The following is a 13,832-nucleotide window of genomic DNA, read 5'->3' on the forward strand; positions in this document are numbered from 1 at the left end:
CCGGACGCCGACGCCGAGCACCCCGGTCCGGGACGGGTCCGTCCGGGCCGGGGTGTCGTGCCCCCGTGTCGTGGGGTCAGCGGGCGGCGAGCGGCTGCCGGGCCGGGTCCACCGGGGCGGGCAGGGTGCCGGCCCCGCCCAGGTAGGAGTGGATCGCCGCGGCGGCGGCCCGCCCCTCGGCGATGGCCCAGACGATCAGCGAGGCGCCCCGGTGCATGTCCCCGGCGACGAAGACCCCGTCGGCCTCGGTCTGCCAGTCCGGCCGGGCGTCGACCGCGCCGCGGGCGTTGCGGGCGACCCCGAACTGGGCCAGCAGCGGCTGCTCCTCGGTGCCATCGAAGCCGATGGCCAGCAGCACCAGGTCGGCCGGCAGTTCCCGCTCGGAGCCGGGCAGCGCGGTGACGATCCGCCGGCCGTCCCGCTTCTCCACGGTCACCTCGGCGATCCGGACGCCCTTGACCTGGCCGGTGCCGTCGTCGACGAACTCCTGCACCGCGACGGCGAAGACCCGCTCGCCGCCCTCCTCGTGCGCGGGGTAGTTGCGCAGGATCCACGGCCAGGTGGGCCACGGGTCCCGGTCGGCGTCCCGGCTGGTCGGCGGCTCCGGATAGAGGTCGAGCTGGTGGACGCCGGCGGCGCCCTGCCGGTGCGCCACCCCGAGGCAGTCGGCGGCGGTGTCGCCACCGCCGATGATCACCACGTGCTTGCCGGCCGCGTCGATCGGCGTGCCGTCGGGCAGCACGGCCAGCGCGGGCCGACCCTCGCCGGCCGCGGCCACCACCCGGTTGGCGGCGACCAGGTGCGTCATCGCCTGGTGCACCCCGCGCAGCGGCCGGCCCGGCGTCTCCGGGGTGTCCCGGCCCTGCAGGGCGCCGCAGGCCAGCAGCACCGCGTCGTGCTCGGCGCGCAGCTGCTCGGCGGTGACGTCCACGCCGACGTCCACCCCGGTGCGGAACTGCACGCCCTCCGCGGCGAGCTGGGCCAGCCGCCGGTCGATGTGCTGCTTCTCCAGCTTGAAGTCGGGAATGCCGTACCGGAGCAGGCCGCCCAGGGCGTCGTCGCGCTCGTACACGGTGACGGCGTGACCGGCGCGGGCGAGCTGCTGCGCGGCGGCGAGCCCCGCGGGGCCGGAGCCCACCACGGCGACCGACCGGCCGGTCGGCGCCGGCACCGGGCGGGGCCGCAGCCCGCCGCGCGCCACGGCCGCGTCGGCGATCTCCACCTCGACCTGCTTGATGGTGACCGGCTCGCCGCCGCCGATGCCGAGCACGCACGCGGCCTCGCAGGGCGCCGGGCAGAGCCGGCCGGTGAACTCTGGGAAGTTGTTGGTGGCGTGCAGCGACTCCACCGCGGCGTCCCAGTTGCCGGTCCGGACCAGGTCGTTCCAGTCCGGGATGCGGTTGCCCAGCGGGCAGCCGTCGTGGCAGAACGGGATGCCGCAGTCCATGCACCGGGTGGCCTGCTCGCGGATCAGCTCCTCGCCGGCCGGCGGGTACACCTCCCGCCAATCGGAGATCCGCACCGGCACCGGGCGGCGCGCCGGCAGTCGCCGGTTGTAGCGCAGGAAACCGTTCGGGTCAGGCACGAGCCACCTCCTGGGCGACCGCCCGGGGGGCGGGCGGCACCGGCATGGACGAAGCGGAAGGCGCCGACTGTGGTGTCGGGGCGGCTTGCGCCGCCAATGCGCTCATCACCGCGTCGTCGACGTCACGGCCGGCGGCTTCGGCGGCCCGCATGATCTCCAGCACCCGGCGGTAGTCCCGGGGCACCACGGCGGTGAACTCCTCCACCGCCTCCGGCCAGCGCTTCAACAGCTCCTCGGCGACCGCGGAGGCGGTCTCGGCGAAGTGTCGCTGCACCAGCTCGTGCAGCCGGTCCCGCTCCTCGGGCCGCAGCGGGGCGAGGTCGACCAGTTCGGCGTTGACCCGCGCGCGGTCGAGCCGCCAGACGAACGCCGTGCCACCGGACATGCCGGCGGCGAAGTTGCGCCCGGTCTCGCCGAGCACCACCACCGTGCCGCCGGTCATGTACTCGCAGCCGTGGTCGCCGACGCCCTCGACGACGGCCACCGCGCCCGAGTTGCGCACCGCGAAGCGCTCGCCGACCCGGCCGCGCAGGAAGACCTCGCCGCCGGTCGCGCCGTACAGGATGGTGTTGCCGGCGATGATCTGATCCTCGGCCCGCTCCCCCGGCCCGGCCTCGCCGTTGACGAACGGCGCCGCCGGGTCCGGGCGGACGACGAGCCGGCCGCCGGAAAGGCCCTTGCCGACGTAGTCGTTGGCGTCGCCGTGCAGCCGCAGGGTCACCCCGCGCGGCAGGAACGCGCCGAACGACTGGCCGGCGGTGCCGTGCAGCAGGAACTCGACGGTGTCCTCCGGCAGGCCGGCGCCGCCGAAGCGGCGGGTGACCTCGCCGCCGAGCATCGCGCCGACGCTGCGGTGCTCGTTGCGGACGGCCACCTCGACCCGGACCGGGGTGCCGTCGCGCAGCGCCGGCTCCGCGAGGGCGATCAGCTCGTTGTCCAGGGCCAGCTCCAGGCCGTGGTCCTGGGCCCGGACGCCCCGCCGCGCGGCGTCCGCCGGCAGCTCCGGCAACCGGAGTACGGGCGCCAGGTCGAGCCCGTGCCCCTTCCAGTGGTCGATCGCCGGGGTGACGTCGAGCAGCTCGGTCTGCCCGATCGCCTCCTCGATCGACCGGAAGCCCAGCTCGGCCAGGTAACCCCGGACCTCCTCGGCGAGGAAGAGGAAGAAGTTCTCCACGAACTCCGGCCTGCCGGTGAACCGCTCGCGCAGCACCGGGTTCTGCGTGGCGATGCCGACCGGGCAGGTGTCCAGGTGGCAGACCCGCATCATCACGCAGCCCTCGACGATCAGCGGGGCGGTGGCGAAGCCGAACTCCTCCGCGCCGAGCAGCGCCGCGATGAGCACGTCCCGGCCGGTCTTGAGCTGGCCGTCGACCTGCACGGTGACCCGGTCGCGCAGCTTGTTGAGCAGCAGCGTCTGCTGCGCCTCGGCCAGGCCCAGCTCCCACGGGGTGCCGGCGTGCTTGAGCGAGTTGAGCGGGGAGGCGCCGGTGCCGCCGTCGTGGCCGGAAATCAGGATGACGTCGGCCTTGAGCTTGGCGACGCCGGCCGCGACGGTGCCCACGCCGACCTCGCTGACCAGCTTGACGTGCACCCGGGCGGCCGGGTTGACGCACTTCAGGTCGTGCACGAGCTGGGCGAGGTCCTCGATGGAGTAGATGTCGTGGTGCGGCGGCGGGGAGATCAGGCCGACGCCCGGGGTGGCGTGCCGGGTCCGGGCGATCCACGGCCAGACCTTGTTGCCGGGGAGCTGGCCGCCCTCGCCGGGCTTGGCGCCCTGGGCCATCTTGATCTGGAGGTCGTCGGCGTTGACCAGGTATTCGCTGGTCACCCCGAACCGGCCGCTGGCGATCTGCTTCACCGCGGAGCGGCGGGCCGGGTCGTGCAGCCGGTCGACGTCCTCGCCGCCCTCGCCGGTGTTGGACTTGCCGCCGAGGCGGTTCATCGCGATGGCCAGGGTCTCGTGCGCCTCCGCCGAGATCGACCCGTACGACATGGCACCGGTGGCGAACCGCTTGACGATCTCGCCGGCCGGCTCCACCTCGTCCAGCGGCACCGGCGGGCGCACGCCGGTACGCAGGGTGAACAGCCCGCGCAGCGAGCCGGCCCGCGCGGCCAGCTCGTCGACCTTCGCGGTGTACTGCCGGAAGACGTCGTACTGGCGGCTGCGGGTGGCGTGCTGGAGCAGGAAGACCGTTTCCGGGTTGAACAGGTGCAGCTCACCCTCGCGGCGCCACTGGTACTCGCCGCCGACCTCCAACCGGTCGGAGCTCTGCGCGCCCGGGGCCGGCCAGGCCAGCGCGTGCCGGGCGGCCACCTCGGCGTGGATCTCGTTCAGCCCGATCCCGCTGATCTTGCTGGGGGTGCCCCGGAAGTAGCGCTCGACCAGGCGGGTGTCCAGGCCGACCGCCTCGAAGACCTGCGCGCCGCAGTACGACGACACGGTCGAGATGCCCATCTTGGACATGATCTTCAGGACGCCCTTGCCGAGCGCCTTGACGTAGTTGCGGATCGCCTTCCCGGGGTCGACCCCGACCAGCGCCCCGGTGGAGATCATGTCCTCCACCGACTCGAAGGCCAGGTACGGGTTGACCGCCGCCGCGCCGTACCCGATCAGCACCGCCGCGTGGTGCACCTCCCGGCAGTCGCCGGACTCCACGATCAGCGCCACCTGGGTCCGCGTCTGCTCGCGGACCAGGTGCTGGTGCACCGCCGCGGTGAGCAGCAGCGACGGGATCGGCGCCAGGTCGGCGTTGGAGTCCCGGTCGGACAGGACCAGGATCCGCACCCCGTCCTCGATCGCCTCGGAGACGTGCCGGCAGATCTCGGTCAGCCGGGCCTTGATGCCGGCGCCGCCGTCGCGGACCCGGTAGAGCCCGGAGACCCGGACCGCCTTGAAGCCGGGCAGGTCGCCGTCCTCGTCGATGGAGAGGATCTTGGCCAGCTCGTCGTTGTCGATCACCGGGTACGGCAGCACGATCTGCCGGCAGCTCGCCGGGCCCGGGTCGAGCAGGTTGCCCTCCGGCCCGATGGTGGAGGCCAGGCTGGTCACCAGCTCCTCCCGGATGGCGTCCAGCGGCGGGTTGGTGACCTGGGCGAAGAGCTGGTGGAAGTAGTCGTAGAGCAGCCGCGGCCGGGTCGACAGCGGGGCGATCGGGGTGTCGGTGCCCATCGAGCCGATGGGCTCCGCGCCGGCCCGCGCCATCGGGGCGAGCAGGATCTTCAACTCCTCCTCGGTGTAGCCGAAGGTCTGCTGGCGGCGGCGCACCGAGTCGTGGGTGTAGACGATGTGTTCACGCGGCGGCAGGTCGCCCAGGTCGATCAGGCCGGCGTGCAGCCACTCGTCGTACGGCCGGGCGGCGGCCAGCTCGGCCTTGATCTCGTCGTCGGAGACGATCCGCCCGTTGACGGTGTCGACCAGGAACATCTTCCCCGGCTGGAGCCGCCCCTTGGCGACCACCCGGGCCGGCTCGAGGTCGAGCACCCCCGCCTCGCTGCCCAGCACGACCAGGCCGTCGGCGGTGCGCCACCAGCGGCCCGGGCGCAGCCCGTTGCGGTCCAGCACCGCGCCGACGATCTCGCCGTCGGTGAAGGCGACCGAGGCGGGCCCGTCCCACGGCTCCATCAGGCTGGCGTGGAAGCGGTAGAAGGCGCGCTTGTCGGCGCGCATCTCCGGGTCGTTCTCCCAGGCCTCCGGGATCATCATCAGCACCGCGTGCGGCAGGCTCCGCCCCGCCAGGTGCAGCAGCTCCAGGACCTCGTCGAAGTTCGCCGAGTCGGAGGCGCCCGGGGTGCAGACCGGGAAGACCCGGCGGATGTTGCCGGGCAGGTTCGGGCTGCGCAGCAGCGCCTCGCGGGCCTGCATCCAGTTCCGGTTGCCGCGGATCGTGTTGATCTCGCCGTTGTGCGCGATGAACCGGTAGGGGTGGGCCAGCGGCCAGGACGGGAACGTGTTCGTCGAGAAGCGCGAGTGCACCAGGGCGATGGCGCTCTCGACCCGCTCGTCGGTCAGCTCCGGGTAGTACGCCGGAAGCTGGTCCGGGGTGAGCATGCCCTTCCAGACCATGGTCCGCCCGGACAGCGACGGGAAGTACGCCGGCACCCCCCGCTCGACGGTCTCCCGCTCGGCCTGCTTGCGCACGCAGAACGCCACCCGGTCCAGGTCCAGCCCGGCCAGCGGGGAGCCGGCCGGGCCGGCCGGCGAGTCGGTCAGCCGGTGCGCGGCGAGGAACAGCTGCCGGACCCGGGGCATCGCCGCCAGCGCGGTCTCGCCGAGGCCGCTCGGGTCGGTGGGCACGTCCCGCCAGCCGAGCACGTCGGCCCCCTCGACCAGGGCGTACTTCTCCACCACCCGACGGGCCAGCGCCTCACCGGCGTCGTCGTCGGGGAGGAAGACCAGGCCGGTCGCGTACTGGCCGGCGGGCGGCAGCGGGAAGTCGACGACCGCGCGCAGGAACGCGTCCGGCACCTGGATCATGATCCCGGCGCCGTCACCGGTGTTGTGCTCCGCGCCCCGGGCGCCCCGGTGGTCCAGCCGGCAGAGCGCGCCGAGACCGTTGGCGACGACCTCGTGCGACCGGCGTCCGTGCAGGTCGGCCACGAAGGCCACACCGCACGCGTCGTGCTCCTGCGCGGGGTCGTAGAGCCCCGTGGCGGGCGGGGCCGACTGCGGGCTGAGAGGGTACGGAAAGGCCACCGGGCCTCCTGTCGTCACTCAGGTTGGATCATGGTCGGGACGACGTCGGCCCTCGTGGGTTTATTGAGTCTACGTTAGGGCGCACGGCGCAAGGCCAGTTCGGATTGATCACACTTCCACAATCTGGGACATGTAGTCTCGCGCGGTGGATGTCCTACGCGCTGAGCTGTTCGACCGCTTGGAGAGTTTCTACGACGCGGTGCCCCGCGACGGCGCCCGCACCGAGGAGTACGGCGCGCTGGTCCTCTTCGTCCGGGACGGCGCCGGCTGGCCGTTCTACGCCCGCCCCCGGCTCGACGCCACGAAGCCGCCGTCGCTGGCCGACGTCACCGCCGTCCGGGCCCGCCAGCGGGAGCTGGGGCTGCCCGAGGCGTTCGAGTGGGTGCACGAGGTCACCCCGGACCTGCTCGCCGTCGCCCGCTCGGCGGGGCTGACCGTGCTGGAGGCGCCGCTGATGGTGCTCGACCCGGTCGACCCGCCGGACCCGGCGACGCTCAGCGACGTACCGGTGCGGGTCCTCGACCCGGCCTCCTCCGGCTTCGCCGCCGACGTGGCGATCCGGCGGTCCGTCGCGGCGGTCGGCTTCTCCCACGGCGGCACCGCCCGGGGCGACGCCGGGCCGGCCGAGCGGGACGCGACCGTGGCCCGCCTGGACGTGGCCGCGCTCGAGGAGGAGGCGGTCCGGGTCGCGGACGGCCGGCGGATCTCGGTGCTCGCGGAGAGCGCCGGCCAGGGGCCGCTGGCCAGCGGGATGGCGATGCGGGTCGGCGACGTCGCCGAGATCGCCGGGGTGGCCACCCTGCCGATCGCCCGCCGCCGCGGCCTCGGCGCCGCGGTCACCGCCGCCCTGGCCCGCGAGCTGCGCGCCGCCGGCACCGACCTGATCTTCCTCTCCGCCGGCAGCGAGGAGATCGCCCGCGTCTACCTGCGGGTCGGCTTCCGCCGGGTCGGCACGGCCTGCATCGCCGAACCGGCCGCCCTCATCGGCTGACCGGGCGGCACCCGGCCACCCGCCGCGGAACGTCGGGGGTCAGGCGGGCGGGTGCCACTGGGCGGCGGCGGAGGCGGCGGTATTGCGCAGCCGGGGGCTGATCGTGCCTAGGGCGGCGTCGCGGGCGCGCAGGGCCAGCCGGCCCCGGGTCTGCAGCACCGCGGACATCCGGCGGGTCTGCCGGACCATGGTCGCCGCGCGGGGCCGGCGCAACCGGTCGTACGACGCCACGGCGTCCGGCAGCCGGGACTCGCGCAGCAGCGAGGCGAGCGTGGCGGCGTCCTCGAAGGCGAGGCAGGCGCCCTGCCCGAGGTGCGGCGGCATGGCGTGCGCGGCGTCGCCGAGCAGCACCACGCCGCCCGGGCCGGCCGGGAAGCCGTACGCCCGGGGCAGCGGACGCAGCTCGCGGATCTCCTGCTGCACCAGGTCGACGGGGTCGGTCGCGTCAAGCAGCTCGGTGATCGGCGCGGGCCAGCCGGCGTACCAGCGCTTGAGCAGGGCGAGCTGGGTCTCCGGCGACTCCGGGCGGGGCGCTCCGGCGGCCGTGGCCACCCAGTAGATGCCGCCCCGGCTGGACCCCCCGGCCGTGCCCCGCTCACCGAGCGAGGCGGCCACGAAGCGGTAACCGGCGCCCAGCGTCTCCCCGCCCACCGGCTGGTCGGCCGGCAGGCTCGGCGCCCGGTACCAGGGGATCACCGCCCGCCAGGCGGCGCAGCCGGAGCTGACCACCCCCGACTCCGGGGCGAGCTGGCGGCGGATCTCGCTGTCGGTGCCGTCGGCGGCGACCACCAGGTCCGCCTCGACGGTGCGCCGGCCGTCGCCGACCGCCGGCCGCTCGCCGGGGACCGCGCGGACCGTCCGCACGGCCACCCCGGTCCGCAGCTCCACCCGGTCACCGAGGCCGGCGATCAACGCGTCGTGCAGGTCCTCCCGGTGCACCACCACCGGCATCCGCTCGGCCGGCGTCGGACGGGGCTGCACCAGCCAGTGCCCGTCCGGGCGGCGGACGCCGCCGTCGGCCAGCGGCGTGGCGATCGCGTCCAGGCCGGCGCCGAGACCCAGGGCGCGCAGCGCGCGTACCCCGTTGGGCCAGAGCACCAGCGCGGTCGGTTCCGGGCGGACCCGGTCGGCCCGTTCGAGGAGGGTGACCCGCCACCCGGACCGCGCCAGCGCGCCGGCCACCGCCAGCCCGCCGAGCCCGGCGCCGACCACCACCGCGGTACGCATATCTCGGTTCCGCTCAGCTGTCCCGGTCGGCGGGGCGGGCCCCGGCCCGGTCGTCCGACTCCGCCGGGTTCTCCGACTCGGCGGGAGCGTCCGGTTCGGCGCGGGCGTCGGTCTCCGCGGCCGCCGAGTCGTCGGCCTCGGTCCCGTCCTCGGGCGCGCTCTCCGCGGGCTCGTCCGGCACGGCGCCGGTCTCCTGGTACGCGCGGAACTGCTCCTCGCTGACCACCCGGTAGCCCTCCGGCGCGACCGCCCGCGGCCCGGCCTCCCGGGCGGAGAGGTCCACCTGCGACACGTCACCGCCCGCGGGCGGGACCGGCGTCGCCGGCGTGCCGACCGGGATGAGGTACTCCCGCGGGCCGCGGACCCGGACGAAGTAGATCAGCGCGCCGAGGAAGACCAGCGCCGCGGTCCAGACGTTGAGCCGCAGGCCGAGGATGTGGTTCGCCTCGTCGGTACGCATCAGCTCGATCCAGAACCGGCCCGCGGTGTAGCCCATCACGTAGAGCGCGAACGCCCGGCCCTTCCCGAGCCGCAGCTTCCGGTCGAGGACGAGGACCAGCACGGCGACGCCGATGTTCCACAGCGCCTCGTAGAGGAAGGTCGGATGGTAGAGCCCCGGCTGGAGGATCGGGTTGCCGGCGTCGTCACGCAGCGCGTGCCCGGGGTTGTCCGGGTCCATCACGTGCACCTCGAGCCCCCACGGCAGGGACGTGCGGCCGCCGTACAGCTCGTTGTTGAACCAGTTGCCGAACCGGCCCACGGCCTGGGCCAGCGGCAGGCCCGGCGCCAGCGCGTCGGCGACCACCGCGAACGGGATGCCGAGTTGCCGGGCGGCGATCCAGGCGCCGAGCGCGCCCCCGGCGACGGCGCCCCAGATGCCGAGGCCGCCCTCCCAGATCGCGAACGCCTTGAGCGGCTGCCCGTCGGCGCCGAAGTACTTCTCCGGCGAGGTGATCACGTGGTAGATCCGGGCGCCGATGATGCCCGTCGGCACCGCCCAGACGGCGATGTCGAGCACCGCGCCCGGGGCCACGCCGCGCTGCCGCAGCCGGCGTTCGGTGACCAGGCAGGCCACCACGATGCCGATGATGATGCAGAGGGCGTACGCCCGGATCGGAACCGGTCCGAGCTGCCAGACGGCGGTGCTGGGGCTGGGCAGGGCCGCCAGTGGGGTCATCGGGGCGTGGGTCACGGGTGCACACGCTACCGGGGCGGACCGGCTCCGCGGCACCCCGGTACGGTCGGCTTCGCCGGCCGGCTGACTTCTGGTTTGCGCGGTCGTAGGCTCTTTGTCCATGAGCGCGCTCACCTGGGCGGTCGCGGCGGTCGTCAGCGACGACGCCGGTCGGGTGCTGCTCTGCCGGCAGGGCCGGGGCGAGCGACGCTGGGCGCTGCCCGGCGGTCGACTGCGCCGGGAGGAGAGCCCGGCCGCGGCGGTGCTCCGCAACATCCGCACGGAGACCGGCTGGGACGTCCAGATCGTCGACCTGGTCGGCCTCTACCGGCTCAGCGACCGGGGCACCGCTCCGCCCCCGGCCGGCCGGTGCGGGCCGCTGCCGGACGTGCTGGTGCACGTCTTCCGCGCCCGGGTCACCGCCGGGACGCCGTCGGCGGACCCGACGGGCGGCTGCCACCTGGGCTGGCACGCCCCGGCCGACCTGCCGGACGCCGTCACCCCGATCACCCGGACCGCCGTCACCGACGCGCTGGCCGGCCGGTCCGGGGTGCTGCGGGACGCCGGGAGGGAGCCGGCGCGGCCGGCCACTGCCCCGTCCGTCGGGGAGTCCGGCGGAGGGCCCGGCGCAACGCCCGGCGCAGGGCCCGGCGGGCGCGGCGCGAGCGGCGACCCGGTCGCGCCCGGCCAACGGGCCGAGCCGGACGACAGCCCGGCCGCCCGACGCTGAACCATCGCCGCCGCCCCGCCGCCACCGTCATCGCCACCGCCGTCGTCGCCGCCCCCACCGCCACCGTCGCCGCCGCCCCACCGCCACCGTCATCGCCGTCGCTGCCGCCCCATCGCCATCGCCGTGGCCGTGGCCGTGGCCGTCGACTGTGCCTGGTGCCGCTACGAAGCTGATGTCGCAGACGATTCACGGCCGGCCGCGCCCCGTCGTCCCGTCAAGATCCGCACGCCTTGCCGTGAAGAGCGGCCTCAGCGCGTCGGGAAGCCACTCTTTGCCGACACACGCGGGCCCCGCGTTCGAGGCGCGCGCCGCGCGACGGCTCGATGCGCCCGTGGCAGGGCGCCCGGCGGGGCTGAGTCATGTGCGACATCAGCTTCGTAGCGTCCGTCAGCGGTACCGCCGCCGGCACGGCGTGACACGCGGGACCTGCCGCCGCACCGGTGGGGCCGCACGCCCGGCGTGCCGTCGGATGCCCGGCCTGCCGTCGGATGCCCAGCCGGCCGTCGGATGCCCGGCCTGGCCGGCAGGGGTCAGCGGATCGGGGTGCGGACGCCCTCGGCCAACTCGGCGCTGAGCGTACGCAGGGCGGCCAGGCCGGTGGCCTGGTCCGGCGCGTCGAGCAGGCAGCGGATCAGGGCGCTGCCCACGATGACGCCGTCGGCGTACCCGGCGACCGTGCCCGCCTGCGCGCCCGTGCCCACGCCCAGCCCCACGCCCACCGGCAGGTCGGTGACCTCGCGCGTTCGGGAGACCAGGATCGGCGCGGCGTCGGAGGTCTGCGCGCGGGCGCCGGTCACGCCCATGATCGCGGTGGCGTAGACGAAGCCCCGGCAGTGCTCGGCGGTCATCTTCAGCCGCGCGTCGGTGGAGGACGGGGAGACCAGAAACGTGCGGTCCAGGCCGTACGCGTCGGAGGCGGCCAGCCACTCGTCGGCCTCGTCCGGGATGAGGTCCGGGGTGATCAGGCCGGTGCCGCCGGCGGCGGCGAGGTCACGGGCGAAGGCGTCCACGCCGTACTGCTCGATCGGGTTCCAGTAGGTCATGGTGACCACCGGGGCGCCGGTGGCCGCGACCGCCTCGACGATGCGCAGCGTGTCCGCGGTGCGGACGCCGCCGGCCAGGGCGATGTCGCTGGCCTTCTGGATCACCGGGCCGTCCATCACGGGGTCGGAGTACGGGATCTCCATCTCGATGACGTCCACGCCCGCCTCGACCATCGCGGTCATCGCGGCGATGCTGCCCTCGACGGTCGGGAACCCGGCCGGCATGCAGCCGACCAGCACGGCCCGCCCGTCGGCGCGGGCCTTGTCGAAGGCCACCCCGATCCGGCTCATCATTTACTCCTTGTCGAGGATGCCGAAGTACTCGCCGGCGGTGTGCACGTCCTTGTCGCCCCGGCCGGAGAGATTGACCACGATGACCGGCTCCCGGCCCAGCTCGGCGGCGAGCGTCGGGGCGATCTTCAGCGCGCCGGCCAACGCGTGCGCGCTCTCGATCGCCGGGATGATCCCCTCGGTCCGGCAGAGCAGCTCGAACGCGGCCATCGCCTCGGTGTCGGTCACCGGCGCGTAGGTGGCCCGGCCGCTGTCATGCAGCCAGGCGTGCTCGGGGCCGACGCCCGGGTAGTCCAGGCCGGCCGAGATCGAGTGCGACTCGATGGTCTGGCCGTCTTCGTTCTGGAGCACGTACGTGCGGGCGCCGTGCAGCACCCCGGACGTGCCGCCGGTGATGCTGGCCGCGTGCCGGCCGGTCTCCACGCCCTCGCCGCCGGCCTCGAAGCCGTACAGCCGGACGTCGGTGTCGGGCACGAACGCGTGGAAGATGCCGAGCGCGTTGGAACCGCCGCCGACGCAGGCCGCGACCGCGTCGGGCAGCGCGCCGGTCAGGTCCAGGCACTGCTGCCGGGCCTCCTCGCCGATGCCCCGGACAAAGTCCCGGACCATCTCGGGGAACGGGTGCGGGCCGGCGGCCGTGCCGATCAGGTAGTGGGTGTCGTCGACGTTGGCGACCCAGTCCCGCATCGCCTCGTTCATCGCGTCCTTCAGGGTCCGCGAGCCGGTGGTGACCGGGACGACGGTGGCGCCGAGCATCCGCATCCGGGCCACGTTGAGCGCCTGCCGCCGGGTGTCGACCTCGCCCATGTAGACCACGCACTCGAGGTCGAACAGGGCGGCGGCGGTGGCGGTGGCGACGCCGTGCTGCCCGGCGCCGGTCTCCGCGATCACCCGCTTCTTGCCCATCCGCTTGGTGAGCAGGGCCTGGCCGAGCACGTTGCGCACCTTGTGCGCGCCGGTGTGGTTGAGGTCCTCCCGCTTGAGCAGGATCCGCGCGCCCGCCTTCGCGGAGAACCGCTCGGCGGAGTAGAGCAGCGACGGGGTGCCGGCGTAGTCGCGCAGCAGGGCGTCGAACTCGGCGAGGAACGCCTCGTCGGTCATCGCCTTGCGGTACGCCGCGTCCAGCTCGTCCAGGGCCGCGACCAGCGCCTCCGGGACGAACCGGCCGCCGAACCGACCGAAGTGGCCGGCGGCGTCGGGGACCTGGCCGGCCGGGGCGGACGCGTTGGCGTTGGCACTCATCGCGGTGTCCTCTCGCTGCGGAGTCTCCCCGGCGCTGGTCAGCGCACCGGGCGGGGCGTGGCCGGGTGGTTGCCGGCATTGACCAGCTCGGCGACCGCCTCGCGGGGGCTCTTCTTGGTGACCAGGCCCTCGCCGACCAGGACCGCGTCGGCGCCCGCCGAGGCGTACCGGATGAGGTCGTGCGGGCCGCGCACGCCGGACTCGGCGATCTTGACGACCCTGCTGGGCAGGCCGGGCGCGATCCGCTCGAACACCGAGCGGTCGACCTCCAGGGTACGCAGGTCACGGGCGTTGACTCCGATCACCTGTGCACCGGCTTCCAGGGCCCGGTCGGCCTCCTCTTCGTTGTGCACCTCGACCAGCGCGGACATCCCGAGCGACTCGATCCGCTCCAGCAGCCCGACGAGCGCGTTCTGCTCCAGCGCCGCGACGATCAGCAGCACCAGGTCGGCGCCGTGGGCCCGCGCCTCGTGCACCTGGTAGCTGGAGACCACGAAGTCCTTGCGAAGCACCGGGACCTGCACCGCGGCCCGGACGGCGGCCAGGTCGTCGAGCGACCCGCCGAACCAGCGGCCCTCGGTCAGCACGCTGATCGCCCGGGCGCCGCCGGCGGCGTACTCGCCGGCCAGGTCGGCCGGGTCGGCGATCTCAGCCAGCCGCCCCTGGGACGGCGACGAGCGCTTCACCTCGGCGATCACGGCCACCCCGGGCCGGCGCAGGGCCGCGTACGCGTCCAGCGGCGGCGGCGCGGCGGCGGCCAGCTCCCGGATCCGCTCCAGCGGAACCTGCTCCTGCCGTCGGGCCACGTCCTCGCGGACGCCGGCCAGGATCTCGTCGAGCACGCTTACGGACGCCG

Annotated in this window: 9 protein-coding genes; 2 read left to right on the forward strand and 7 right to left on the reverse strand. The window is 74.8% G+C overall.

The features are described from left to right. Positions 1 to 76 precede the first annotated feature (76 nt). A complete protein-coding gene (locus ACFOYX_RS04930; protein ID WP_322442365.1) occupies positions 77 to 1,585 on the reverse strand; it encodes a glutamate synthase subunit beta in 1,509 nt (502 codons plus the stop codon). Next, positions 1,578 to 6,278, reverse strand: coding sequence for a glutamate synthase large subunit (gene gltB / locus ACFOYX_RS04935; RefSeq protein ID WP_322442366.1), 4,701 nt, complete (start codon positions 6,276 to 6,278; stop codon positions 1,578 to 1,580). The genes ACFOYX_RS04930 and gltB overlap by 8 nt, the downstream gene beginning before the upstream one ends. Positions 6,279 to 6,423: 145 nt before the next feature. Here gltB and ACFOYX_RS04940 point away from each other — a divergent pair, with 145 nt between their 5' ends. Then, complete coding sequence (locus tag ACFOYX_RS04940) at positions 6,424 to 7,269, forward strand: GNAT family N-acetyltransferase (RefSeq protein ID WP_322442367.1); 846 nt, start codon at positions 6,424 to 6,426, stop codon at positions 7,267 to 7,269. Positions 7,270 to 7,308: 39 nt separating this feature from the next. Here ACFOYX_RS04940 and ACFOYX_RS04945 read toward each other — a convergent pair whose 3' ends face one another. Both ACFOYX_RS04945 and lgt read right to left on the reverse strand, forming a co-directional pair. Beyond that, complete coding sequence (locus tag ACFOYX_RS04945) at positions 7,309 to 8,496, reverse strand: NAD(P)/FAD-dependent oxidoreductase (RefSeq protein WP_322442368.1); 1,188 nt, start codon at positions 8,494 to 8,496, stop codon at positions 7,309 to 7,311. Positions 8,497 to 8,509: 13 nt separating this feature from the next. After that, positions 8,510 to 9,673 carry a prolipoprotein diacylglyceryl transferase gene (gene lgt, locus ACFOYX_RS04950; protein ID WP_322442397.1) on the reverse strand — a complete coding sequence of 388 codons (1,164 nt, stop codon included), beginning with the start codon at positions 9,671 to 9,673 and terminating at the stop codon, positions 8,510 to 8,512. A 118-nt stretch (positions 9,674 to 9,791) separates the two neighbouring features. On the opposite strand from lgt, the gene ACFOYX_RS04955 reads away from it, so the two are divergent. Then, complete coding sequence (locus ACFOYX_RS04955; protein ID WP_322442369.1) at positions 9,792 to 10,400, forward strand: NUDIX domain-containing protein; 609 nt, start codon at positions 9,792 to 9,794, stop codon at positions 10,398 to 10,400. Between the two features lie 530 nt (positions 10,401 to 10,930). On the opposite strand, the gene trpA is transcribed toward ACFOYX_RS04955, so the two are convergent. The 3 genes from trpA to trpC are packed head-to-tail and all read right to left on the reverse strand — an operon-like array spanning position 10,931 to position 13,818. Next, positions 10,931 to 11,734, reverse strand: coding sequence for a tryptophan synthase subunit alpha (gene trpA, locus ACFOYX_RS04960; protein WP_322442370.1), 804 nt, complete (start codon positions 11,732 to 11,734; stop codon positions 10,931 to 10,933). Between the two features lie 3 nt (positions 11,735 to 11,737). Beyond that, a complete protein-coding gene (gene trpB, locus ACFOYX_RS04965; RefSeq protein WP_322442371.1) occupies positions 11,738 to 12,976 on the reverse strand; it encodes a tryptophan synthase subunit beta in 1,239 nt (412 codons plus the stop codon). Between the two features lie 38 nt (positions 12,977 to 13,014). Continuing rightward, positions 13,015 to 13,818, reverse strand: a complete 804-nt coding sequence (gene trpC / locus ACFOYX_RS04970) for an indole-3-glycerol phosphate synthase TrpC (RefSeq protein ID WP_201749721.1) — start codon at positions 13,816 to 13,818, stop codon at positions 13,015 to 13,017. Between the last annotated feature and the right edge of the window lie 14 nt (positions 13,819 to 13,832).

Source organism: Micromonospora sp. GCM10011541, assembly GCF_042650725.1.
Lineage (GTDB): Bacteria > Actinomycetota > Actinomycetes > Mycobacteriales > Micromonosporaceae > Micromonospora > Micromonospora sicca.